Source organism: Spirulina subsalsa FACHB-351, from assembly GCF_026130165.1.
In the GTDB taxonomy this organism is placed as follows: Bacteria; Cyanobacteriota; Cyanobacteriia; order Cyanobacteriales; family Spirulinaceae; genus Spirulina_A; species Spirulina_A subsalsa_A.
Window position 1 is genome coordinate 1 of sequence record NZ_JAIHOM010000003.1, and the last position, 24,588, is coordinate 24,588.

A 24,588-nucleotide genomic window follows, 5' to 3' on the forward strand; every position below is an offset into this window, starting at 1 on the left:
CTCTCCCCTGCTCCCCTGCTCCCCTGCTCCCCCTCTCCCCTGCTCCCCCGCTCCCCCGCTCCCCTGCTCCCGGGATTAGAGCCTGATTCAGCAGCCCCTAGCGTAACCCAACCTCCTGCACAAAAGACTCTAAACCCCTTCGGGGAGTCCACTGTACCGCGCCCACTTCCCCGGTGAGGTAAAAGGGAATCTGGAGTTGTTTGAGTTGGGCGTGAGTTTCGGAGTCTAGGAAAGTCTGGGATAAAATGACCGCTTTGGGTTGGACTTGAGCTAAAACCTTTGGGAGAAGATTGCGCTGACGCAGCCTTCCGTAGGAATCGCCCCAAATTAACACATCACTTTCTGGGAGTTGCCCGAGGTTATCGGTTGCCCCCATCATCAGTAACCAGCGTAGGGAACCGACTTTAAACTGTAACCCAGTGGGTTCAAGGGATAACACCTGCAAGGTGAGGGAGTCTAATTGTAAGCGTTGTCCGATTTGGAGGGGGGTAAAGCGACCTAATTTAAGCTGCTCTAATAGGGTTTCTTGGTTCTGTGAGCTATGAAAGAGGTTGCGCACCTTTAAACTGTCAGAGATTTCTGTCCAGCCCGATTCTAGGGGATTATTAAAGGGGAGGGCAAGGGCAAGGTTAATGTGATTGAGGCCTTGTTCGCGGAAAAAGGGCAGGATGGCATAGTTGGCGGTGTTGTCATTGCCGCCGTGGAGGAGGGTGACTTTATCCTGTTCTTGAATGATAACTACAGGTTGAGGGGAAGTGGCCAGAACAGTCACTTGTAGGAGGGTAGCGTGATTATACCAGAGGGGCAAGATGAGGATAGCCAAGGCACTCCCCCCTACTATCCCCCACCTGCGCCGCCCGATTGGGGAACACCAGATGAACACCCAGGCCCCGTAACAGAGGAGCAGTTGCCAGAGGGCGATTTTCCCGATATTCCAAGTGCTGAGGGGTAAACTTAGCACCCCTTGGACTAGCTGAATTAGGAAACTAAGGGCGGGAGTTAAGAGGCAAGCGGTGGTGCTGCCCAAGAGGGGGAAAATTAAGCCTAAAGCCCCGCTAATCATGCCGCCCAAACTGATGAAGGAAATCAGGGGGGTGGTGGTGAGATTGACTAATAAACTGTATAGGGGGAGGGTTTTAAACTGATAGATTAACAGGGGAAATGTCCAGAGGGAGGCGGCAATGGGAACGGCGAGGATGGTGGCGACTTTGAGGGGGAGAATGTCTAAACGGCGGGTAATGGCGGGTGTTGTGACCAGTAGGCCGAAGGTGGCTAAAAAACTGAGTTGAAAGCCTAAGTCCCAAATCCAAAGGGGATTGAAGATTAACAGTCCGGTGGCGGTGACGAGTAATAAGCCCAAGGGTTTGACTTGGCGATCGCTCACTAACCCCAATAATACCCCCAAACCCATCACTACCGCCCGCATTGCCGAGGGTTGCAGCCCCGTTAAACCGAGATAAAATAACAACACCCCGCCCCCCACATAAAACCGCGTTTTTGCCCCCCAAGCCCGGGTAAACACCAAGACTAAACCCAATAAAAGAGAGACATGAAACCCCGAGGCGGCTAAGGTATGGGCTAATCCTACCCCTAAAAAACTATCTCGCAGGGCTGGGGACAAATCCACCGCCCGGCGACCTAGTACCATTGAACTGAGTAAAGACCCCGACTCACTGCCCAACCAACGGACTTGGGAGCGGATGATCCTTTGGCGCAGTTGCCACCAGCCCCAAGGCGTTTCCCCCTGTGCAGCCGCCAGACGACCCGTAAACCCGGTAAAAATGCCTTGACGGGCTAAATAGGCTTGAAAATCAAAACCCCCCGGATTTTGAGCGGGGGGCGGTGCATAGATGCGTCCGGTGAGGGTGACAGTTTGTTGGGGGACTAAGCCCGTTCCCTGTAATAGGGGCAGGGTGACATAGACTTTTCCCTGTAAATCGGGATATTGCGCCACCTGTTGGACTTGGAGATTAAAGCGAATGCGGTTGTTGCGATTGGGTTGGGGTGGGGTGAGAATCTGGCCCGTGAGTTCAATCTGGTTGGGGGGATTGACTAGCAGGGTGCTGATATCTTGGGGGGAAGGGTGGGGGGTGCGCAGTTGGAGATAAAAAACGGCGATCGCACCCATCAGCCCCGCCAGCAACCAAGCCCCCCAACGGGGTCCAGAACGCCAAACACGGGGCAAGAGGAACGCTCCAACTGCCCCCAAGATTAACCAAATCAGGGCTAGGCTTCCCCAGAGTACACTAGGCTGAGAACTGGTGGGCAACAGAGGGCGCAAAAGGCCTGTAGAAACTAGCCCCAGCCCATAGACCAAACAGATAGTAGCCCAACCCTGTTGATTCATGACCCGCTTAAATCGACAACCCCAACTTTAACCCCAAAAAGGCATGAACTAACAAAATCAGTAAGGCAAAACTGCCTAAATAGGCGTGAGTGGTGCGTAAAGCGGCTTTATTGCCCCCGAACTTCGTGGCCGAAATGAAACCATTAAAGCCCAATAAACCCACCGCTAGGGTTCCTGTCCAAAAGTGGGCACTGGCGAAAATAGGCTGTCCTTGCATGACCAAAGACAACACCCCTCCCGTATAGCCCAAACTAATAAATAGGAATAACCAGGGGGCTATTTTACGGTGATTCTTGCGGTTTTCCACTGCCACACCAGAATCCGTCGCCAGTCGTCCTTGCCAGCCCGCCCAAGCGGCAAAACTGCCCATGACAAACACGACAATCCCCATCATTAAGGGGTGTCCCCAGTGAACAATCGGTTCGGGGGTGCCAAAGTTGCTAAACCAGTCGGCAATTGGTTCAAGGTACGGACGAATTAGGGTTTCCATTGCTTTTAAGATTTTCTTTATATTTTTGGGACAGTCTTCATTGTACGCGACTTGACACTCCCCGACCTAGAAGATACTGGGCAAGGCTCACTTATCAAAGTTGGGTAATGGGGAACAGGGAATAGGGAACAGTATACAAGGGTTACAAGGAGCTTGAAGTATGATGAGAAACTTCTCTGGGAGTTGATCAATGATTGGAACCCGCTATAGATTTTAGAGAAATGTATTCAGAGACGAAGTATGACCTAAAATTGTTCCCAAAGTCGAAAGAAAGGGCAGATTAACTAAGACGAGGACAATTTGTAAACTGACTCCTTGCCGGAAACTTATTGAGGGAAATTGCGGTCAGGAGATCAAACGATTGACTTTTCCCTAAACTGAGAGATTTATGGTTATGCGCTACTCACTCATTGCTCTTTCTACGCTGACTCTTTTTAATATCGGGATAGTTGGCTCAGTTTCGGCTCAAACAACTCCAGCCTCTGCTCCCAGCTTAATGGCTAGTAATGATCTAGCCGTTTTAACAACAGATGTAAAAGTGGTCGGAGTTGATGCACAACTCACTAATATTGCACTACAAACTGTTAGAACTCGTATGGGTGGTAATACCTCAGCCACCCAACTCCAAGGAGATATCCAAGCCCTTTTAAGTACAGGATTATTTAGTAGTGCGCGCTATGGAACGCGAGAGAGTTCTAATGGGATTGATGTGGTGTTTGAAGTGCAACCCGTGATTGTGCGATCGCTCGTTTTAAATAATGCTCAAGTATTGCCCCAGTCTGTGGTCAATGAAGCCTTCTCCACTCAATTAGGTCAACCCATCAGCCCCGCCTTAATTGATCAAGGGATTGCCAACCTGCAAAAATGGTATGAAGAAAACGGGTATGCGATCGCCCAAGTCGCCGATGTTCGTTCCGTCGGGGATGGAGTCCTCAACGTAGACGTTGCTGAGGGGGTCATTCGTTCCGTCCAAGTGCGCTTTATTGACGACATGGGACAAGTCACCACAGGTCGCACTAACGATCAATTTGTCAAACAACAACTAGCCCTCCAGCCCGGTAGAGTCTTCACCACCGAACAAGCACGCCAAGACCTCACCCAACTCTATCGTCTGGGTCTATTCAAAACCGCCAACATTGACCTAGCTGGGGATGCGCGCCAATTAGATGTAATCTATGAACTCAGCGAACAATCCACCCGAGGAGTCAATGCTGGGGGCGGTTATAGCGAATCCAGTGGTCTATTCGGTACGGTCAGCTACAACGACCGTAATATTGGCGGCATCGGTCAAAACTTGGATCTCATGGTGCAACTCGGACAACGTGACCTACAATTTGATGCCACCTTTGGCAGTCCCTACCGACTGAGTGATCCCAACGTCCCCGGTTATAGTATTAACGCCTTCCGCAACCGCACCATTTCCAACAGCTTTGGGGAAAACGTTGCCCTGCCCAATGGCGATCGCCCCCGAGAAGGTCGCCTAGGGGGAGGTGTCACCTTCACCAAACCCATCGACGACTGGAACGCCAACGTCGGCATTAACTTCAACCAAGTCACCATCCGCGATAGTAGCGGCAACCTTGCCCCCACCGACCAATTTGGTAACGCCTTATCCGTCAGTGACCGAGGCATGGATGATTTAGTCACCCTACGGGCGGGACTCTCCCAAGATCGACGAGATAACCCCATAAACCCCACCTCCGGCACCATCTTAGGATTCAGTAGCGAGCAATCCCTCCCCGTCGGCAACGGCAGCATTTTAATGAACCGTCTGCAAGCCAACTTCTCCAACTACACCCCCGTTTCCCTATTTGGAGGAGAAAACCCCGAAGTTCTCGCCTTTAACGTCCAAGCTGGCACCACCATCGGCGATCTCCCCCCCTACGAAGCCTTCCGTTTAGGCGGCACCAACTCCGTGCGCGGATATAATACCGGGGAATTAGGGGGCGGTCGGAGTTTCGTCCTAGCTTCAGCAGAATACCGCATTCCCTTGGGGACTTTACCCGCCACAGGTGTAGTATTTGCGGACTTTGGCAGTGATTTAGGTTCAACTAGCCCCACCGTCGGCGCAAATGGTGCCACCACTAACCGAGGCGTTGGTTTTGGCTACGGGGCTGGCCTCCGTGTCAACTCTCCCGTCGGCATCTTGCGGGCAGATTTCGGCCTCAATGACCAAGGCGAAAGCCGTTTTCACTTCGGCGTAGGTCATCGCTTCTAATCACTCCGCCCCATTCGGTTCCGTTCGTAGTTGGGCTTCAGCCCCATTCGGTTCGTAGTTGGGCTTCAGCCCCGCCGTTCGTAGTTGGGCTTCAGCCCCATTCGGTTCGTAGTTGGGCTTTAGCCCCATTCGGTTCGTAGTTGGGCTTCAGCCCCATTCGGTTCGTGGTTGGGCTTCAGCCCCATTACACCAAATGACAAGCCACAAAATGCCCCGGTGCAATCTCCCGAAATTCCGGCTCAGGGGCTTGACCACAGCGTTCTGTCGCATAGGGGCAACGGGTTTGAAAATTGCAACCGGGGGGCGGATTGAGGGGGCTAGGAACATCTCCGGTCAGAATAATCCGTTGCCGTTGGGCTTCAAGATCAGGGTCTGGAATGGGAACAGCAGACAGTAACGCTTGAGTGTAGGGATGTTGGGGCGTTTCGTAGAGGGTGCGGTGGTCAGCTAATTCTACGATTTTGCCCAGATACATCACAGCCACACGGTCTGAAATATGGCGAACTACACTGAGATCATGGGCGATAAATAAGTAAGTGAGGTTAAATTCCCGTTGGAGTGCCTGCATGAGGTTGATGATTTGCGCTTGAATAGACACATCAAGGGCGGCAATCGGTTCATCACAAACGATAAAAGCGGGGTTTAAGGCCAAGGCACGGGCGATCGCAATTCTTTGCCGTTGCCCCCCCGAAAACTCATGGGGATAGCGGTGGATAAAGCTAGGATTTAACCCCACAATGTCCAGTAATTCCCGCACCCTCGCCATTTTCCCCTGACCCTGTGCCAGATCATAGATCGCCAAAGGTTCAGCAACAATATCCCCAACCGTCATCCGAGGATTTAAAGACGCATAGGGATCCTGGAAAATCATCTGCATCTGACGGCGCATCTGTCGCAGATTTTCCCCCGACAGTTGGGTTAATTCCCGTTCCTCAAAGTACACCTGACCGCCAGTCGGAGCCTGAAGTTGTAGGATAGCGCGCCCGGTGGTACTTTTCCCACAACCCGACTCTCCCACTAAGCCCAAGGTTTCCCCTTGGTAAATGGTGAAGTTAACGTTATCGACTGCTTTAAGAACCCCCATCTGTCGGCTAAAGATTCCCCCTTGATAGAGGGGAAAATGAACTTGCAGATTTTCAACTTTAATCAGAGTTCTGGCAGTTTTGGGGATAGGGGCAAGGGGGGCTAATTCCATGCAATTCCAACTCAGGGATCTTCACCGACTATTCTAGTTCAAGGTACTACCTTCAAAACCTCCCTTTGTGCCTGTGGCATGGGATGACTAGAAAATCTCTGGCCAAGAGCGATCGCGCCATGTTCTGATACTCTTAACTTCACACTTAAATAGTTCCTGCCCCACAGATTCAAGGGTTTCTGTCAACCCGACTCAAAGTCTCCAGAAACCCAGTTTTTCAGGTCAAATCAGCCTCAATCACCATCCTAGGCCTTTGAACCCGGTGCCATGCCGATCGCACCCGCATAAACCGCCCGACTGCCTAATTCCTCCTCAATACGCAACAAACGGTTATACTTCGCCACCCGTTCACTCCGACAGAGAGAACCCGTTTTAATTTGACCCGCCCGAGTCGCCACCGCTAAATCTGCAATCGTCGTATCTTCCGTTTCACCAGAACGATGGGAAATCATACAGTTAAACTGGTGAGTTAAAGCCAAATCAATGGTTTCCAGGGTTTCCGTTAACGAACCAATTTGATTCAACTTAATCAGAATGGCATTTCCACAACCCTCTTGAATCCCCTTTTCTAAACGAGTGCGGTTCGTGACAAATAAATCATCACCCACTAATTGCACTTTAGAGCCTAATTTTTCCGTCAAAAGTTTCCAATTCCCCCAGTCCTCCTCATGGAGAGGGTCTTCAATGGAAATAATCGGGTATTGATCCACTAATTGCCCTAAATAATCAATGAAATCACTAGCACTATGGGGACTGCCATCATAGACATATTGCCCCTCTTTATAAAACTCACTAGCCGCTACGTCCATGGCGAGAGCCACTTGTTCCCCCGGTTTATAACCCGCTTTTTCAATGGCCGCCATCAACAAATCTAAAGCCTCTTTATTCGACTTCAAATTGGGAGCATATCCCCCTTCATCCCCTACACCGGACAGTAATCCATCGGCAGCTAATACTTTACTTAAACAAGCAAACACTTCCGCCCCCCAGCGCAGTGCTTCCGCAAAGGTCGGCGCACCGACGGGAGCAATCATAAACTCTTGGAAGTCTACGTTATTGGCAGCATGAGCGCCCCCGTTAATCACATTCATAAAAGGGACAGGGAGAACATTAGCTAAGGGTCCCCCCAAATAGCGGTAGAGAGGAATGGCTAATTCATCGGCAGCCGCTTTAGCATTGGCGAGGGAGACGGCGAGAATAGCATTAGCGCCTAAGTTGGACTTATTGGCCGACCCATCCCGAGCAATCATGGTTTTATCAATCAGCACCTGGTCTAAAGCGTCGAGACCTTCGAGTTCAGGGGCTATTTTCTCTTTGACATTGCGGACTGCTTTGAGAACCCCTTTCCCATCGTAGCGGCTTTCATCGTCGCGCAATTCGTGTGCTTCAAAGGTTCCGGTGGAAGCTCCACTAGGAACCTGAGCCAGTCCATGGGCGCCACTTTCGAGCAGGACTTCCGCTTCAATGGTCGGTCTACCGCGAGAATCTAGGATTTCTCGGGCGATAATAGCTTCAATGGTGGCTTCTGTTTTGTTGAGCATCGTTATACTCCCTTAACCTTACGGCTTAAGAATAAGCCCAGAATGATCGATCTTCTGTTTCTTTAAGGATGTTTTCTTGAAGGTGATCTGCTGGGGGTGGAGTGGGGGAAATCGGGAATAGGGGGATTGAGTTTAACCGGATTTGATATCCCATCGCCTATCATGGATTCTTAAGGCGCACAGCATATCTCCCCCCAAGCCTATCGGCTATGGACGGAGCATTCCCGCGCCATCCTTTTGGTAAGACCTTATCTGCAATGTCGGGTGAAGACCCTCGGTTTTACCGACGGGATGAAACCCGACCCGTATAGAAACAGCGAAGCACGACTCTTTAGCTAAGGCTCAGGAATCACTAGCTCATGACAATTTCTGCTGTATATGTTAGTATACATCTAGTTGTTTGAGGTCGATAAACAAGGTGTGAAGGGCAAAAAAGGCTATCCTATCCAAAAAAGCTAGGAAGAGATAGGCCTTAAAACATTTAAGAGTAAGTAGACAACGTAAAGGCTTTGTCCAGAGAGAGGCATTGCGCGTCATTAAATCTAACGATTTTATCGCCTACGAAGACTTAAATGTTAAAGGACTGGTAAAAAACTCGAAACTAGCTAAATCTATCAATGATGCGGCTTGGTCAACTTTTCGGCTCAACTTTTCGACAATGGCTAGAGTATTTTGGCTTTAAATATGGTAAGGCTACGGTAGCAGTACCGCCCCATAATACCAGTCAGAATTGTTCTAATTGTGGAGAAAAGGTATTTAAATCTCTATCGACAAGAACTCATGTTTGTCCCCATTGTGGCTATGTAGAAGATAGAGATATCAACGCCGCTATTAACATTTTGAAAAAGGGACTAAGTACGGTAGGGCATACCGGAACTCACGCTTGGGGAGAGATTCCCTCTGGCTTGGTTGGATACGTCCTGCCAAGTTAAGGAAACTCGTTGAACCAAGAATCCCTCGCTTTCAGCGATGGGAGTGTCAATCCCCTAGTTATCATGAGTTACTTCACTATGCGATCTCGTGCTTTATGGGGGGGAATCTTCCTCTGGAGTGTAATCGGAGTCACTCTACCCCTTGTTTTAGCCCCTACTGCTCCTGTTCAAGCTCGAATGCCGCGCCGGGAAATCGAATTATCCCGTCGGCAAGATGAAAGTTACGATGTTTTGTTACGACGCGCCGAAGGAGTAGCCCGCTCTGCTGTCCAGCGTGCCTTTGATGAGGATATTGTCGTGACAGAAGTTGCCGTCACGATTGTGGGGAAAAATGGCGGTGCCAGCGTCCCTATTCTCCGCTTACAAGTCACTCGCCAACTGTGGCAACGAGAACCAGATCCCCAACGTTGGGCGACCTACTTCCCCATGTCCCGAATGTTGCTAGGACTGTGAACTACCCCACTCAATATCAAAGCCCATGAGCGCCATTCCGTGAAGTTCTCCCCCGCTAACCCTTCGGGTATAACGGGCTACCCCTGCTGACTTTAGGTTGGCGTTGGGGAGTTTACCTCAACTTCATGGACGAAAGAGTTTTCAAATCAGGAGGATTGGCAAACCCTTGACGGGCTGCCTCAATAAAATTCTGGACTCGAATGGGATCAATGGGTTCGGTAATCTTACCCTGACGCTTGAGGGAACTGGCTACAATGACCCCATCGGCGGCTTGTAGCAAGGTTCCGACATTATCCCAATCGGCCCCACTGCCAATAAAGACTGGAGTTCCTTTCGCTGCACTACAGGCTAACTCCAAATCCTCTAAATTGGGGGGGCTCCCTGTTGCCCAGCCTGACAGAATCACTCCATCGGCCAAGCCTCGTTCAATGGTATCTTGTACCGCCGTGGTTAAGTTGGGGGTGCCTAAAGGTCGAGCGTGTTTCACTAACACATCGGCCAAAATACAGACCTCACTCCCTAACTCTCGGCGATAGCGTAGTAATTCATGGGCGCGACCCTCAATTAGACCTTGATCTGTGGCCATCACGCCTGTTAACACATTAACCCGAATGAATTGGCACTGACATACCGATGCGATCGCCATTGCACTCAGGGCATCATTCCGCAACACATTAATCCCCACCGGAAGCATCACTAAATTTTGAATCCGTTGGGTAATCAACGTCATAGCACTCACCACCGCCGGATTCACATTATCCTTAGTAAAGGGAGCATCAAAGAAGTTTTCTATAATAATGCCATCAACCCCGCCCGCCGCTAAAGCAGTAGCCTCTTGTTCTGCACGGTCAATCACCTCCCGCAAATTTCCACCCCAACGAGCAGAACTCGGAAGGGGCAAGAGATGAACCACGCCAATGACTGGGTTTCGGGTTTGGAAAATCTGTGTTAAGTCCACTTAAATCTAAAAAATAACAGTCCGATTAATTGATATAACGCCTTAACGCCGGGGGCTGACCTAGGGCAATTTTCACGAAAACGGGGATAGACCACAAGGCCAACGTCCCCTGAATATTCTATCGTGAACTACCCCACCCTGCCGTTGGCGAGGATGGGGCTTCCTGATTCAACGGGAACTGCATCTAACAAAACCGATGTTTTGCCAGGTTGTCTTACACTCCCTCCAAAGGCAGTATCGCTGGTTCCCAACGACAAGATCCGCAAGGCTTCATTTCTGATATTTTGTGCTTGACTAGCTTGTGGTTTCTTACCATCCCTTTTACCTTCAGATTCTCTACAGCAATAACTTGGTTTTCGTTGACTATCTTGCGGGATAGTTTTTGTAGAAAGTCCTCACGGCAACGGGCAGTCTTGCCATAAACCGCCGATAATATTGTACCTGATCATCCGAGTATTCGCTATCGCTCAGTTGGTTTATTGGTTGCTATTCATCCCCTCCCTGCCAGCGAGGAAGGGGAATGGGGTCGGATTAATGGCAACCAACAAGGTTCGGACGGCCAACCAAAATTTCTGCGGAGCGCTCTAGGGGATCTCCACGCACAATCAAAGTGCGTGGAGATCATGTCAATCTCTGTATTGTCTATTGTCTTTCCTCGGAAAGACTCAAAAAAGGCCTTTTCTCCTGTCCTTCATGCACTCAACAGGGAATCTAATTTCCCAGAGCGTTCTAATGAATAAATATCATCACATCCGCCAATATGTTGATCATTGATGAAGATTTGCGGCACAGAACGCTTTCCATTTGCCCGTTGCGCCATTTTATCCCGTGCTTCGTTGTCTCCATCAATACAATACTCAGTATATTCAACCTGCTTGCGATTGAGGAGTGCTTTAGCACGCAGACAGAAAGGACAAGCACTCCAAGTGTAAATTTCAACCTTTGATGTCATAAAACGCCAAGTTATATTAAGTAATGTTTCAATTATAGCGAAAGCCTTACCCTTGCAACCCTCTAATCCATTGAGAATTAATGATTCATTCTGCCAGCCGCCCTTTGAGAATTCAATGTAATAATTGATTATTCATGCTTCCCGGAAAACTAAAGTTTTCCTGATTTTGCAGGAAGGGGGTCGGGATTTGCCCTAGAATGACTGAGCTGTATCTTTTTGGAAGAACGGAAATCTACGCCTAACCAAACTGTTGAACAAAATAGCGACGCCCGAACCCCACCTCGCGCCCTCGCAGGTGGGGGTCAAAGAGCCGCCGACCTGACAAGCCTTGGGGTATCATACCGTTATGGCAAACCAGAAACCCACATCAATCGTCCGTACAGACCAATGGACTCTTAACCCGACAGCTAGCCAGCAAGTGCTGTCGAGCCAAACGGTTGAGGTCTACCGTCGTGTCTGTCGGCATTTGATGGGAATCCTCTTAACCCATTGGCCATCTCTAGGAGCATTATCCAGTCAAAAACGGGTTCTAGCCGTCGAGAAACTCATTCACCAAACCGCCAAGAACCCCAACCCTAAATACCGGCAATGTGACCAAACCTTTTACAAGTTCCCCAGCTACTACCGACGGGCTGCCATTGTCTTTGCCGCTGGCCAAGTCAGTAGCTACATGACCCGATATCGGGAATGGCAATCGGGAACTCGTCAACGTCGGGATGCTAAACCGACCGTCCTCAATCCTAACAGTGGCTGTTACCTGACCCTGTATAAAGGTCAATGCTATAAACTCCAGGGCTATGACCCCATCGAAATCAAGGTCTTTAACGGAACGGATTGGGTCTGGACAACCATTGGGATAAGCAGCTTACGAGAACGGCATACCGTAGATAGTAACAAGCTACTGTCGCCGGGACTTATCTTCAATGAGCAGAAAAGAACCTGTCACCTCAGTTTTGCCCCCCTGAATGATCTCTTTCTCCTACCCACACGCTATACACTTGATGATGAAATCGGATATTTTACCCGGTCGGAGTTTCCCCCTAGGTGCGACAGTCTACCCAGATGGAGTGAACTTCTGTATTTTTTCGGCAAACTGCACAGCGATAGAACTGTTGCTGTTTAACTCCCCCGAGGATGCAGTTCCTGCTCGCATTATTCCCTTAGACCCCAAGATTAACTGTAAAATCTTTTACTGGCATATTTTTATCCGAGGGTTAAAGGCGGGACAGATTTATGGCTATCGCGTCTATGGTCCCTATGCACCGGAAAAAGGCTTATTGTTTGATGGGGATAAGGTACTGCTTGATCCTTATGCTAAAGCGATTGTCGGCTGGGAAACCTACGACCGGGAAGCGGCTATTTATCCGGGAGATAATTGTGGTCAAGCCTTAAAAAGTGTGGTTGTAGATCCAAGTCTTTACGATTGGGAAGAAGATGTTCCTCTGGGAATTCCCTATGCCAATAGTGTGATCTATGAGTTGCACGTTGGGGGGTTTACTCGACATCCCAATTCGGGGGTTTCTCCAGAAAAGCGGGGAACTTTTGCGGGGTTAATTGAAAAAATTCCTTACTTAAAAGAGTTGGGGATTACGGCGGTTGAAGTGTTGCCGATTCATCAGTTTGATGAACAGGATGTTAAACCCGGTTTGGTTAATTATTGGGGTTATAGTACCTTGGGATTTTTTGCCCCTCACTGGCAATATAGCTCGCGAAAAGATCCCCTCGGTCCAGTGAATGAGTTTCGGGATATGGTGAAGGCACTGCATAAAGCGGGGATTGAGGTAATTTTAGATGTGGTGTTTAATCACACAGCTGAGGGAAATGAAGAGGGACCGACGCTTTCTTTCCGAGGTTTGGATAACCCAACTTATTATTTATTGGAGGATGACCCAAGGTATTACAGTAACTATACGGGATGTGGCAATACGGTTAATACTAATCATGCTATTGTTTGCCGTTTGATTCTCGATAGTTTGCGCTACTGGGTGGATGAAATGCACGTTGATGGATTCCGCTTTGATTTGGCTTCTATTATGTCAAGAAATCCTCAAGGTTTGCCTGTAGAACAAGCTCCGGTGTTGTGGGATATTGAAACAGATCCCATGTTGGTAGAATCTAAGGTGATTGCTGAGGCTTGGGATGCGGCGGGTTTATATCAAGTGGGTGAATTTATCCGCAGTAGTGAACGTTTTGCGGAATGGAATGGGCCGTTTCGGGATGATGTGCGGCGTTTTGTGAAAAGTGATTCAGGTGCGGTGGGGTGTATTGCGGCTCGGATTTTAGGCAGTCCTGATATTTATTATCGTCCTGATTTTAAGACCTATCGCAGTATTAATTTTGTGACTTGTCATGATGGGTTTACGATTAATGATGTGGTGGCTTATAACGAGAAGCATAATGAGGCTAATGGGGAAAATAGTGAGGATGGATGTAATTATAATTTCAGTTGGAATTGTGGGGAGGAAGGGGAAACAGATGATCCGAAAATTTTAGAGTTACGCACTCGTCAGATTAAGAATCTGTTCACGATTTTATTTTTCTCTCAGGGAACTCCTATGTTGTTGATGGGGGATGAGGTTCGGCGCACTCAAAAGGGAAATAATAACGCTTACTGCCAAGATAATGAACTCAGTTGGTTTGATTGGAGTTTGGTGGAAAAGAATGCCGATATGCTGAATTTTGTCAAGGGTATTATTGATTTAACTCAACGCTTGAAGGTCTTCCAATTGGAGGATTTATTAGTGGTGGCTCAGGATAGTTCTAAGCCTCATTTGTATTGGCATGGGGTGAAGGTGAATCAACCGGAATGGTTCTATGATGCCCATAGTTTAGCTTTTACCTTGACTCATCCGGAGGCGAAGGAGAATCTATTTTTGATTTTCAATGCCTATTGGGAGCCGCTGAGGTTTGAGTTACCTGGGTTAGCGAAGGGTCAAAGGTGGCATCGGATTATTGACACGGCGCTCCCGTCTCCACTGGATTATTGCGATCGCGCTCTAGCCACTCCAGTCCTAGAAGATCACTATGAGGCCACCCCCCGTTCCGTTGTAGTTTTAATGGCGTGAACTACCCACACCATGCCCGATCGGGTTGGTGTGGTTTTTGGCTAAAACCGGAAAGCGTTTCAACCCCCAAATGAGCAACCGTTGCACCCCCCAGAGCATAATCGCCAAGGAGAGGAGGGTAATCACTGAAAACGGATGTCCGGTGGCAAGGTGGATGACACTGTAGACCATGACAACGAGGACCGCCCCCCCCCAAGCAATGGCTTCTAGTCTATGGGTGGAGGGCAGTGGTGATGGTTGCTGGTGTTGTAGGACTTGCTGAATTAACCAGTGGTGCGCACGGTTGAGAGACAGAGCAAGGGTAGGATCTAGTAGGCAGCGATCGCACACTTGATGAATAATATCCCCATCCTCCCCCAAATAGCTTCTGAGCAGGGCTTCCGAGCTTCCCTCACCCCCGTAATAGGTGACAAAAGTCAATCCCCCCCCACAGCCTCGACCCGACCGTAAATAGGCCCGTAAGTCCTGCTGACAGTCGGGGGGAAAGTGCAGGGGATATCCCCCTTGTTGAACCTGTTCAAGCTGACTGAGGGAACGGGGGGTGAGATGAAACTCAACGTGGTGGTAGAGGACAGGAGAAGTTTCTTCTTCCTCCTTAACCACCTGAATCAGATGGGGAAGATGGAGCATTACACCGTAAGATAGCCAGAGGTTTCTAAATATTTCAAGACTTTAGCCTTACTGTCCTCCAAAGTTTCCCGATCCGTGCGACATTCAATTTCCGGGGTAAGGGGGGGTTCATAGGGGTCATCAATTCCGGTAAATTGTTTAATTTCCCCAGCCCGCGCTTTTTTGTAGAGTCCTTTCACGTCTCGCGCTTCACAGACTTCTAGGGGAGCGTTTACATAAACTTCAACAAAATCCCCAATGCGGCCCCGCACTTCCTCCCGAATCTCGCGGTAGGGAGAAATGGCAGAGACAATGACAATCACCCCATTGCGGGTGAGGAGATGGGAGACAAAACCAATCCGACGAATATTTTCGTCCCGGTCTTCTTTGCTAAAACCCAAGCCTTTGGTTAAATTTTGGCGTACAATATCGCCGTCAAGGACTTCTAGTTTACATTGGCGCGATCGCAATTCCGCGGCCACAGCAGAACTAATAGTAGTTTTGCCTGCACCACTCAGACCTGTAAACCATAAAGTAACACCACGTTGATTCATTGTCTAAATTTCTGAAAAATAAAATAGGTTTGGGTTGCGGATTCGATTTTATCAAAACATGGCGCGGGAAACCTCTGCTGATGAAAACCGACTTGAGCCAGTCACCTCGTAGAGCCAAGAATCCCCGCACCTTGATTAACGCGAATTAGGCCATAACCATCCCACCATCAACATTAAACACCTGTCCGGTAATGTAGGCAGCCGCCGGATCAGCCGCCAAGAAGCGCACTAAACCCGCCACCTCTTCCGGTTTCCCATAACGACCAAGGGGGATAAACTTCAAAATCTCCTCCGCTTGTAACCCGTGGGTCATATCAGTCTCAATAAATCCCGGAGCCACAGCATTCACCGTAATCCCACGACTGGCTAACTCCTTCGCGATCGTTTTGGTAAAACCAATCACCCCCGCTTTAGCCGCGCTGTAATTCCCTTGACCCGGATTCCCCATTTGTCCCGCCACCGAGGCAATGTTAATAATACGACCTCGCCGTTGCTTCAACATCAACTTACTCACCGCACGGGTACAGAAAAACACCCCCGTTAAGTTGAGATTAATCACCTCTTGCCATTCACTGGTTTTCATGCGCAGTAACAGAGTATCTCGGGTAATGCCCGCATTATTAACCAAAATATCCACCTGACCCCATTGTTCCTTAGTTTGCTTGATCAGACTTTCGGCTTGGTCCTCTTGGGAGATATCGGCTTGTAGTGCGATCGCCTCTCCCCCAGTCCCTTGAATCTCAGCCACCACCTGATCCGCCGCCCCACTCGATCGAGCATAATTAACCACCACCTTGGCCCCCACTGCCCCTAATTCCAAAGCAATAGACCGTCCAATTCCCCGCGATGCACCTGTGACAATCGCCACCTGTCCGTTGAGTTGTTGCAAAATATTCCCTCCTAAGTTTTTCTAAACCAGAACAACCCCTTATTATCCAACGATTCGGAAGCCTAGTGTACAGCAATTCGCCCACCCATCTCATCTTCCGCTTAAACCTTAGCCTGAATTCCTTTCACCCTTTACCCCAGAAGTAGATTCCAAGAGATTTTTCCCCAAATTATACGGATCAACCGTCTCAGGCACTGCATTGAGTACAATAAGAGGGGTAAAGCCCCCACAATAATCTACCGAGGACTTTTTCCAAACTCGGTTCATTGATTTGCTCCTTAACCAGCCATTCAGTGTGGAATCCATCTCCATGAACACCACTTATTCCCGCTTAACTTCAACCGACCTCATCTCTCAAACCTCCCACAAACACCCCATTCCCTCCCCCAGTGAACCCAGACAATACCGAGCCATTGGTTTAGTCAGAGGAATTTATCAACCCGTAGATGATTTACTCACCCGAGGCGTTTTGTTAACCGAAGAAGGAACAGAAATTGATGCGGTTCTCCTCGGCAGAATGATTAGCCTAGTTAAAAAACACATTGATTTACACCAAAGTCATCTCTGGGTTGTTTATCCCCGCACTCGTGAGAAAGAGCAAACCTTGCACGTTCAACTCTCAGGACTATGGAATCCCCAACTCCTTCACCCCGAACTCTTAGAATCAGAAGAATGGAGCCAAGAAACCCCTTCTGCTGGAGTTCCTGGGATCATGATGCAAGACGGTTATTTTTCCGTGCGAGGAGAAGTCGTATTTTACTCCCACGACGACGAAAAAATTATAGTCCGCATTCAACAAATCCCCCGCAAACCGACCGAAAAGCGCAAATTTTTTAAAATTCATCTCCAAGGACTGTTACTAGCTGAACGAGCCGTCGGTCATTTTTGGGACTTGCACATCCTGCGACGGGGGAATAATTTATTATTACAGGAAGCCCACGATCTAGGTTTTATCCCCAAAAAACGCATTCCCAGAGGTCGCCACTCTAAGGGACAAGCCACCAGCCGCAGCCGTTTTAATCACCTCAGCACCAAGGAAAGCACCGCCATCAAACCCTTGAAAAAGCAACGTAAACAGAGTTAGGCTCAGTGTGGTCTCGTCAGTCGATGGTCGGGTATTGCTGGAGTGGGCTGTGGGCTTTGAACTCAAGTACAATCATTGTCTTATTTGACCCAGGGAGATAAAAAGCCATCCTAGAAGGACGGGGCTTTAGACCCAGTTTTTTGGTACAGAGAACTACCCAAGAGATACTAGAATGTAGATATTCCAGCATCAAGCCTAACGGATCCACCCGCACCAAAAAGGTTGTCTCCCCCCTGTAAACGGTTCCTGCCCAAGTTTTGCAGCCCAAGTCTTGTCCCTTGTCTGCTCAAAAAGACCAACCTCTGGGTAAGCTTGGCGGCTAAGATGTCAATGGTAAAGACTGGTTACGAGTAAGCTTAAAGCAGCAGTTGCTTCATCAACACCCCTTTATTGAGTACGATATCCTCTTCTACCTATGGCTGCGGGTTTAAAACCATCAACGTTGGGACTCTTAAAACGCTTTAATCAGGCGTTTCCTCAATTCTATGAGCAATTTGTCAGCAGTGAGATCCAACTGCAAAATCTTCGATTAGCCTATCGGCTGTACAAAACTAAATTAGCAGTCATTGAGATCCAACCCGAAAGCAACAAAAGCGCCTTACATTTCGCCTATCGCAATCAGTCCTTTTTACTGAGTGACATTTTTGGCGTATTAGCCGCCTACGGTTTGACTATCCACAGTTTGAGCCTCTATGGTCAAATCAAGCCCCCTATGTTGGTTTTCATCAAACTGGTTGTCTCAAGGGGCAATAAAGCCTTAACGGAGAAAACCTCAGAAAATGTCTGTCGCGCCATCCGGGAAGCCTTAGCAGGACGCTTCGAGGTCGAGGAAATGCTAGCGGTCGAATTCAATCTAGATGCAGGACTCGAACAAGTCGAAACAGAATTTTATGTAGATCCCGTGTTCCATTTACCTGCCCTGTTAATCGAGGCCGATAACCAGCCCGGTTTATTCTATAAGGTCATGTACGCCATTTGGCAAGAAGATTTGCTGGTGGTCAATGCCAATCTATTAGTCTGGCGCGGACGGACTCGGTTAATTCTGTACTTACTCGGCCCCAATGAAAGTTTAATTCCTGAATATCTCGGTCAAAAAATCGCCGAAAGTGTCCGGCAAAGACTCCTCGGGGAGTGACCTACTCCAATGATAGTGGGGGATCAATTTGCACATTTCGGGTAAATTGATAATAGGGATCTCAAGTTGGAATTCATGGTTTAGCGCGATGGGATTATGGCAACCGTAAATATACTAGGAGTGCCTCATACCTATGAGTTAACTCCCCCCGTTTCCCAGATGGATCGTCCAGTGCTAGTCTTTATTCACGGCTGGCTGTTAAGTCGTCACTATTGGCGGCCTCTGGTGGAAAAGCTTTCCCCTGATTATCAATGTTTACTCTACGATTTACGAGGTTTTGGGGAATCTCAAGGGGAATCACCCAATCCTCGAAATTACAGCCTCCAAGCCTACGGGGAAGACCTCGGCACTCTCCTAGAAACTCTTAAGATAAAACGGGCTTGGCTAATGGGTCACTCCCTCGGCGGCAGTATTGCCCTCTGGGCGGCTCAAAGTTATCCCGACTTTATTGAGGGGGTGATTTGTCTAAATGCTGGGGGTGGGATTTATCTTAAAGAAGAATTTGAACGATTTCGGGCGGCGGGACAGCAAATTGTCAAACGTCGCCCGAAATGGCTTTGTTGTATTCCCTTTTTAGATTTGGTCTTTTGTCGAGCGATGGTGGCTCAAACTCTGCCCCGGATTTGGGGAAGACAACGTTTATTAGATTTTGTCAATGCGTCCTATCAAGCGGCTTTAGGTTCTCTTTTGGAGTCTACTACTGAGTCCGAGGTGCATTTATTGCCCCAAGTGGTTGCCCGTTTATCCCAGCCTGTATATTTTTTGGCTGGAGAGGAAGATATGGTCATGGAACTAAAGTATGTTAATCATCTTGCTAGTTTCCATCCTTTGTTTGAAATGACCGGGGCTAATGTAATGCAAATTGCTAATTGTGGTCATTTATCAATGGTGGAACAAACGGAGGCGGTTTATGATCAGATTCGGGGGATTTTGGATAAGTATACAATCTTATCGTCGGTTTCCCTGCCTTCTAACACAGAAAAGAGGGGGTGGTAAAAGGTTCAGTTCTACGCAGGTTAGACTAAAATATATCTAATTAAGCTCATGTAGTGAAAGTGTCAATCCTCTCATGTTGATACATTCAAGGCTCATTGTTAACCAGCCCCTTTGGATGGCTTCGTTATTATTTCTCATGAATTTTTCCCATTTCATAAGCCTTTCGGTGTTTTCATCTTCCACCCCGACTGTTGCCCTCCGATGGGCTTCTGATGAGGCAAGTCCAGATTGGATCACTTGAATCATCACTGAATTAAGGGTTAACCAGCTAAGGATGTTCTCTACCTTCTTTGTGCTGAGTGCCAATTCAACGGTTTTCTGGGTTCTGCACGTTTCAACTATTCATGATCTGCCTAGGAGAAAGTAAACAATGTTACACCGCAAGATCTATCAGCTTTATGAAGAGGGTCGTGAGGTATGTATTTTCTTGCGGGATCAACAACGCTGGATAGAAGCGGCTCATATTGTTGATGTGGAAGGGGATTTAATTACCATGCGTTATGAAATTGAGGATGATGATGAAATTAGTTCTTGGGAGGAGTTGGTTCGTTTAGAGAGTATCGGGGCAATTCAGCGTAAGTTAGCGTCTGTGCCTCGGGGGGATACGGAGTTGCTGGTGGCGGAGGATTGTCCCGAGGCGGAACAGATTCGCCCTCAGTCTCCAGAGGGAGAGTCGAGTTAGAGCTTGGAAATTGACACGAAAAAAACTCGGGAGCTTGGTAGCCCCGTCTCTTTAGAGCGGGGAGTATTCAATTCTGACCTTTTGCCTCCCCCTAGGAGCAGACTTTTTCAGCAAGCGGGATCTAGTGTTTGGGGTGGGTGAGGGGATTTTCTGGGATTCGCTCAGGCACGGGTTCTAATTGCTTAAACACTGGGGGTATGGTGTTTTTTTTCCACTTTTGGGCGAGTTGTTCCCGTTGATTGACTAGATAAATACTGACTAAGGTTAACATGACTCCTAACCATTGCAGGGGGGTGAGGATTTCTCCGAGGAGGAGGTTACTAAAAATGAGGGCAAAAACGGGGGTGAGGAAGGTAAGGGAGGTAAAACTGGTTAGGTTGCCTTGAGAGGCGATGTAGAAAAAGAGTCCGTAGGCGATCGCACTGCCAAAAATGGCTGAGTATCCCAACGCGAACCAACCACTAGCACTAATGTTTACCCATTGCTCGGTTTCCCACCATCCCGACAGCGCAAACAGGGGAACTCCGCCTAAAATCATGTGCCATCCTGTGGCGACGACGGGATTAACATGACGACTGACAAAACGAATGCTAACGGTGCCTGTGGCCATTGAGAGGGCGGCTAATAACATTAACCATTGACCATTGTTAAACAGATTTTGCCAACTCCAAGACCAAGTAACCGCTTCTTCGCTAAACCAACTCAAGAGCCATCCATCGGGTAAACCGATTAAACTAATCCCTAAGACCCCAATGAGTAGGCCAATTCCCCCCCACAGGCCAATCACTTCCCCGAAAAGCCAACTGGAGAGTAGGGCGATCGCAATGGGTTGAGAATCAATCATCACCGATCCCAGTCCAGCCCCTGTGCGTGCCAATCCTTCGGCTAAAAATCCTTGAAACAAAAACCCATCTAACAGGGCAAATAACCCAATCCAAAGCCATGCTTTCCAGCCCTTAGGTTGCGGGAGTTTCCAGTACCAACTCGCCCCCAAAATCAACACCCCGGCCGGAACTAAACGCACTCCGGCTACAAACAAGGGCGTTGTGTCAGCAATCACCCCTTTCATGGCTACCATTGCCGTTCCCCAGAGGAAAAACGGCGCAATGAGAACCAAAGGGAGCCAGGGGGATTGAGAAGTTACGGATTTCAACTGCATGAACTTTAAGAAACATTGCCAACTCTTTAGTTCATTGTAATCAAATGTTGAGTTTTATTAAGCACAGGTGAGAATTTTTTCCGGCGAGATGGGATTATGATGGGCGAAAAAGTTGGGGAGATTGAAAGAGATGCAGTGTGTTAGGGATTTCTGCTCGGAGCGGAGCAAGGTTAATTCCCTCGAAACCCCCTCAAACCAACCCAGAGCGTAACGCAATCACCGCCGCCTGTACCCGATCATCCACTGAAAGCTTATTCATCAACCCTCGAACATGAGTTTTTATTGTATTGGGGCTTAAATAAAGAATCTCGGCAATCTCATTATTACTCTTGCCCTCCACAATCCACTTCAACACCTCCATCTCCCGTTCCGATAAGGTATGGAGTGCCTCCCGTTTTTCCGCAGGTACCACGGGATGGAGATTATTCATCACCAAACGAGCCACTTGTGGATCCAAATAAGATCCCCCCTCCTTGGCTGCCTGAATCGCCGTCACCAAGCGCTCAATATTCGCCCCCTTAATACAATATCCATCGGCTCCACTCGATAACGCCGCCACCACCTCCGTTTGTAGTCGATGGGAGGTTAACATGACCACCCCCATGTTGGGAAACTTTTCCTTAATTTGTTTGGTGGCCGAAATCCCATCCAAACGGGGTAAACCAATATCCATCACCACTACATCCGGTTTCAAGGTTGCTGCCGCTTCTATAGCTAAATAACCATCTTCTGCTTGCCCTACTATCTCGAAATCGGACACTGTACTCAGGGTTTGCTCTAAACCCAATTGCATCATGGGATCATCTTCAACAATCAGGATGCGGAGTTTTGGTTTAGAAGCAGTTTTAGACATGGGAGAGGATTAAAATCCGAGAAAACCCATCGGGGTTCCCCGGTGATAGAACAGATTGAGCTATCCCTATTGTACCAAGCACCGTCATTCTAATTCCAAGGGGGCGACAAGGTGGGGAGACTCCACAGGGGTCTGGGATGCCTGACATTGATCCCGTAGACCTACTAGGGCGATCGCAAAGCCCAGGACAATCCCAATCCCCAATAGCCAAGCATGGGTAGCATCAAGGGAAAGAAGTAGGCGGCGATCGCTGCCGTAGATTTGGATCGACCAGCCTTCAGAACTAACAGGATATTGGAGTTTCTGCATTTAACCCTCCACGCAAACACCTGTAGCGGGCTGGTCAGCAAGATAGCACAGGGCGCGGAAGCGCAAAGCGATCAACTCATCGTAAAGGGGATTGAGCTTACACAAGGGAGGAATCACCAACAGCGTCCGTCCTTGCCAAACAATCTTCCGGGCAAAGGGACATTGATCGGGAATCCAGCGACAGATTGATTGGGCGATCGCCGCATTGCGAATTTCAAACCGATTGAGCCAGTGGCGCAGGGGGGAGAGGACATCCACCGATAACTCACGAGGTTGATTCACCGATGGGGAGGATTGAGTCGTTTTGAGGTTGTGGATGAAAGTCATAGAACTTATTTCCTTTGAGTGGCTTGTTTTTAGCTTATAAATAAAACAGGCTGATGTAAACAGGAAAATAATATAATTTTTATCTATGATTAATAAGTGCAACTTAAGCTTTAGCCCACAGTAGACAGGAGCAAGAGGGCGAAAAATTTTTCGCCCTCACTGCCCTAGGGTAGGGCTTGCTGAATAGAACCAGACGCTAGGGAATAGAGACTTCCGGCTTGCCTTGCCATTCCCCCCTCTTCCCAAGGGGGGCTAGAGGGGATAATCCCTCAAAGAGACTTCCGGCTTACCTTGCCATTCCCCCCTTCCCAAGGGGGGCTAGGGGGGATAATCCCTCAAACAGCCACAGGTTCCGCCTTCACCGACGAGAGAATAGCCTTCGCCGCCTGTCGCCCGGAAATCGTCGCCCCTTCCATACTGTCGATATAATCCTGTTGGGTATAACTGCCCGCCAAAAAGAAATTAGAAATCGGGGTTTTTTGGTTTGGGCGGAAAGGATCCATCCCCGGCGCTTCTCGATAAAGAGATTGAGCCAACTTCACCACACTATACCAAGTCATATTCAAATCCCGTGCCGAAGGGAATAACTCCCGCACTTGGGCTAAAACCTGCTGGGCAATTTCATCATTAGGCTTTTTAATAAAAGGATCACCGGGCGTTAAGACCAACTGCAATAAAGACCCCTCACCGGGCTTATAATAATCCGCCGGACTGGTTAATGCTAAATCCGCAAAACAAGAAAAATCTGCATCCGCCGTATAGAGTAAATTATCAAGGCCTACCGCTTTTTCTAACTGTTTGCGTTTTGCCTCATCCTGCATTTCCGTCACCCAGCCATCAAAGCGCAACTGTACCGTCGCCACCGGAACCGCTTCTAGTTTATAAATATTGTCAAACTCCGACCACTTGCGCCAACCTTCCGGCAAGAGGCGCTGAATCCCCGGCACATCACAAGCGGCCACATAAGCATCTGCTGTGATGGTGGTTTCACTCTCCCCATCAGCCACCACTAAGCCCGTCACCTGCTCATTTTCATACAACACCTCACGCACGCGGCGACGGGTGTAGATTTTCGTCCCCCGTGCTTCCAAATAGTCCACAATGGGCTTATGGAGATATTCGGCCGGAGATCCTTCCAACATTCGCAACACCGAGGCCTCGGTTTTGGCGGCGAAAAACTGGAAAATGGTCAACATACAACGGGCGGAAATGTTTTCTGTATCGATGAAACCCAAAGCATAGGCGATGGGGTTCCACATCCGCTTTAAGCTGCTATTGTTGCCCCCATGTTGGCGAAACCAATCGGCGAAACTAATGGAGTCGAGATCCCGAATTTGTCTCATGGCTCCCTCAAAGTCAATTAAACCGCGCACAATGGGGCTAGTGCCGAGGGCGAGGGAGTTGGAGAGTTTATCAAGGGTATTGAGTTGTGAGGTGGTGAAAAAGGCTTTCAGGCCATTAAAAGGGGCCCCGGTGATGAAGCGAAAGTCTAATTCTCCAATCCGTCCTCCGGTGTTGATGAAGGTGTGGGTATGTTCTTTAAGTCGTAAGTTATCAAGGGCGCCCACTTTTTCCATTAACCCAAACAGGTTATAGTAGCAACCGAAAAAGACGTGCAATCCCATCTCGATATGGTTGCCATCGGCATCTACCCAACTGCCTACTTTCCCCCCCACAAAGGGGCGAGACTCAAAAATTTCGACCTCACAGCCTGCATCCACGAGATCCACTGCCGTCGCCATGCCTGCTAGTCCTGCACCAACAATTGCAACCCGCATTCCTCTTTCCTTTTACGTTTCGTTACATTAACTAATGTACTCTAGATTGATCGCCTTTGTGC

At 48.7% G+C, this 24,588-nt stretch carries 23 protein-coding genes and 3 pseudogenes; 9 read left to right on the plus strand and 17 right to left on the minus strand.

Translation table 11 applies throughout. The features are described 5' to 3' along the window. Window positions 1-97: 97 nt before the first annotated feature. Window positions 98-2,347, minus strand: coding sequence for a ComEC/Rec2 family competence protein (locus K4A83_RS00835; RefSeq protein ID WP_265262477.1), 2,250 nt, complete (start codon window positions 2,345-2,347; stop codon window positions 98-100). 7 nt (window positions 2,348-2,354) lie between these two features. Then, entirely contained in the window at window positions 2,355-2,837 is a 483-nt protein-coding gene (locus tag K4A83_RS00840; protein WP_265262478.1) for a DUF4079 domain-containing protein, read from the minus strand. 394 nt (window positions 2,838-3,231) lie between these two features. Here K4A83_RS00840 and K4A83_RS00845 point away from each other — a divergent pair, with 394 nt between their 5' ends. Beyond that, window positions 3,232-5,055 (plus strand): BamA/TamA family outer membrane protein, encoded by a 1,824-nt coding sequence (locus K4A83_RS00845; RefSeq protein ID WP_265262479.1) that lies wholly within the window; start codon window positions 3,232-3,234, stop codon window positions 5,053-5,055. Here the strand turns inward: K4A83_RS00845 and K4A83_RS00850 are convergent, their stop codons facing one another. The 3 genes from K4A83_RS00850 to eno form a co-directional block, all read right to left on the minus strand. Beyond that, window positions 5,056-5,184 (minus strand): hypothetical protein, encoded by a 129-nt coding sequence (locus K4A83_RS00850; protein WP_265262480.1) that lies wholly within the window; start codon window positions 5,182-5,184, stop codon window positions 5,056-5,058. Window positions 5,185-5,239: 55 nt separating this feature from the next. Then, on the minus strand, window positions 5,240-6,250 hold the full coding sequence (locus tag K4A83_RS00855; RefSeq protein ID WP_321160984.1) for an ABC transporter ATP-binding protein: 1,011 nt from the start codon (window positions 6,248-6,250) through the stop codon (window positions 5,240-5,242). Between the two features lie 245 nt (window positions 6,251-6,495). Beyond that, window positions 6,496-7,791 carry a phosphopyruvate hydratase gene (gene eno / locus K4A83_RS00860; protein ID WP_265262481.1) on the minus strand — a complete coding sequence of 432 codons (1,296 nt, stop codon included), beginning with the start codon at window positions 7,789-7,791 and terminating at the stop codon, window positions 6,496-6,498. 469 nt (window positions 7,792-8,260) lie between these two features. Between eno and K4A83_RS00865 the strand changes: the two are divergent. Together K4A83_RS00865 and K4A83_RS00870 are read left to right on the plus strand one after the other, a co-directional pair. Further along, window positions 8,261-8,723 (plus strand): annotated as a pseudogene (locus tag K4A83_RS00865) (RNA-guided endonuclease InsQ/TnpB family protein); the annotation flags it as partial. A gap of 78 nt (window positions 8,724-8,801) precedes the next feature. Continuing rightward, entirely contained in the window at window positions 8,802-9,176 is a 375-nt protein-coding gene (locus K4A83_RS00870) for a hypothetical protein (RefSeq protein WP_265262483.1), read from the plus strand. 112 nt (window positions 9,177-9,288) lie between these two features. Here the strand turns inward: K4A83_RS00870 and btpA are convergent, their stop codons facing one another. The 3 genes and pseudogenes from btpA to grxC all read right to left on the minus strand — a co-directional run bounded on the left by btpA (window position 9,289) and on the right by grxC (window position 11,086). Then, entirely contained in the window at window positions 9,289-10,134 is an 846-nt protein-coding gene (btpA, locus tag K4A83_RS00875) for a photosystem I biogenesis protein BtpA (RefSeq protein ID WP_265262484.1), read from the minus strand. A gap of 128 nt (window positions 10,135-10,262) precedes the next feature. Further along, window positions 10,263-10,567, minus strand: a pseudogene (locus K4A83_RS22920) (transposase); the annotation flags it as partial. A gap of 258 nt (window positions 10,568-10,825) precedes the next feature. Then, complete coding sequence (grxC, locus tag K4A83_RS00880; RefSeq protein WP_265262485.1) at window positions 10,826-11,086, minus strand: glutaredoxin 3; 261 nt, start codon at window positions 11,084-11,086, stop codon at window positions 10,826-10,828. A gap of 346 nt (window positions 11,087-11,432) precedes the next feature. On the opposite strand from grxC, the pseudogene K4A83_RS00885 reads away from it, so the two are divergent. Further along, a pseudogene (locus K4A83_RS00885) lies at window positions 11,433-12,038 on the plus strand (IS200/IS605 family accessory protein TnpB-related protein); the annotation flags it as partial. Window positions 12,039-12,090: 52 nt separating this feature from the next. After that, entirely contained in the window at window positions 12,091-14,151 is a 2,061-nt protein-coding gene (glgX, locus tag K4A83_RS00890; protein ID WP_265262542.1) for a glycogen debranching protein GlgX, read from the plus strand. Here the strand turns inward: glgX and K4A83_RS00895 are convergent. The 3 genes from K4A83_RS00895 to fabG form a co-directional block, all read right to left on the minus strand. Next, on the minus strand, window positions 14,140-14,781 hold the full coding sequence (locus tag K4A83_RS00895; RefSeq protein WP_265262487.1) for a hypothetical protein: 642 nt from the start codon (window positions 14,779-14,781) through the stop codon (window positions 14,140-14,142). The two genes, glgX and K4A83_RS00895, sit on opposite strands and share 12 nt — an antisense overlap. Continuing rightward, entirely contained in the window at window positions 14,781-15,314 is a 534-nt protein-coding gene (cysC, locus tag K4A83_RS00900; protein WP_265262488.1) for an adenylyl-sulfate kinase, read from the minus strand. Before cysC ends, K4A83_RS00895 begins: the two co-directional genes overlap by 1 nt. A 145-nt stretch (window positions 15,315-15,459) precedes the next feature. After that, window positions 15,460-16,203 carry a 3-oxoacyl-[acyl-carrier-protein] reductase gene (gene fabG / locus K4A83_RS00905; RefSeq protein WP_265262490.1) on the minus strand — a complete coding sequence of 248 codons (744 nt, stop codon included), beginning with the start codon at window positions 16,201-16,203 and terminating at the stop codon, window positions 15,460-15,462. Window positions 16,204-16,513: 310 nt separating this feature from the next. Here fabG and K4A83_RS00910 point away from each other — a divergent pair, with 310 nt between their 5' ends. The 3 genes from K4A83_RS00910 to K4A83_RS00920 all read left to right on the plus strand — a co-directional run bounded on the left by K4A83_RS00910 (window position 16,514) and on the right by K4A83_RS00920 (window position 19,418). Further along, the gene (locus K4A83_RS00910) at window positions 16,514-17,287 is read left to right on the plus strand and encodes a hypothetical protein (RefSeq protein WP_265262491.1); all 774 of its coding nucleotides are present in this window, start codon (window positions 16,514-16,516) and stop codon (window positions 17,285-17,287) included. Window positions 17,288-17,702: 415 nt separating this feature from the next. After that, window positions 17,703-18,422, plus strand: coding sequence for a hypothetical protein (locus tag K4A83_RS00915; RefSeq protein ID WP_017304703.1), 720 nt, complete (start codon window positions 17,703-17,705; stop codon window positions 18,420-18,422). A 96-nt stretch (window positions 18,423-18,518) separates the two neighbouring features. Further along, entirely contained in the window at window positions 18,519-19,418 is a 900-nt protein-coding gene (locus K4A83_RS00920) for an alpha/beta fold hydrolase (RefSeq protein ID WP_265262492.1), read from the plus strand. A gap of 36 nt (window positions 19,419-19,454) precedes the next feature. On the opposite strand, the gene K4A83_RS00925 is transcribed toward K4A83_RS00920, so the two are convergent. Then, window positions 19,455-19,664 (minus strand): hypothetical protein, encoded by a 210-nt coding sequence (locus K4A83_RS00925; protein WP_265262493.1) that lies wholly within the window; start codon window positions 19,662-19,664, stop codon window positions 19,455-19,457. A 124-nt stretch (window positions 19,665-19,788) separates the two neighbouring features. Between K4A83_RS00925 and K4A83_RS00930 the strand changes: the two genes are divergently transcribed. Then, window positions 19,789-20,100, plus strand: a complete 312-nt coding sequence (locus K4A83_RS00930; RefSeq protein ID WP_265262494.1) for a DUF6679 family protein — start codon at window positions 19,789-19,791, stop codon at window positions 20,098-20,100. A gap of 121 nt (window positions 20,101-20,221) precedes the next feature. Here the strand turns inward: K4A83_RS00930 and K4A83_RS00935 are convergent, their stop codons facing one another. The 5 genes from K4A83_RS00935 to zds form a co-directional block, all read right to left on the minus strand. Beyond that, a complete protein-coding gene (locus K4A83_RS00935) occupies window positions 20,222-21,259 on the minus strand; it encodes a DMT family transporter (protein ID WP_265262495.1) in 1,038 nt (345 codons plus the stop codon). 190 nt (window positions 21,260-21,449) lie between these two features. Next, entirely contained in the window at window positions 21,450-22,112 is a 663-nt protein-coding gene (locus K4A83_RS00940; protein WP_265262496.1) for a response regulator, read from the minus strand. An 84-nt stretch (window positions 22,113-22,196) separates the two neighbouring features. Next, a complete protein-coding gene (locus K4A83_RS00945; RefSeq protein ID WP_265262497.1) occupies window positions 22,197-22,421 on the minus strand; it encodes a hypothetical protein in 225 nt (74 codons plus the stop codon). Further along, window positions 22,422-22,748 (minus strand): Mo-dependent nitrogenase C-terminal domain-containing protein, encoded by a 327-nt coding sequence (locus K4A83_RS00950; RefSeq protein ID WP_265262498.1) that lies wholly within the window; start codon window positions 22,746-22,748, stop codon window positions 22,422-22,424. A gap of 335 nt (window positions 22,749-23,083) precedes the next feature. Continuing rightward, window positions 23,084-24,526 (minus strand): 9,9'-di-cis-zeta-carotene desaturase, encoded by a 1,443-nt coding sequence (gene zds / locus K4A83_RS00955; RefSeq protein ID WP_265262499.1) that lies wholly within the window; start codon window positions 24,524-24,526, stop codon window positions 23,084-23,086. Between the last annotated feature and the right edge of the window lie 62 nt (window positions 24,527-24,588).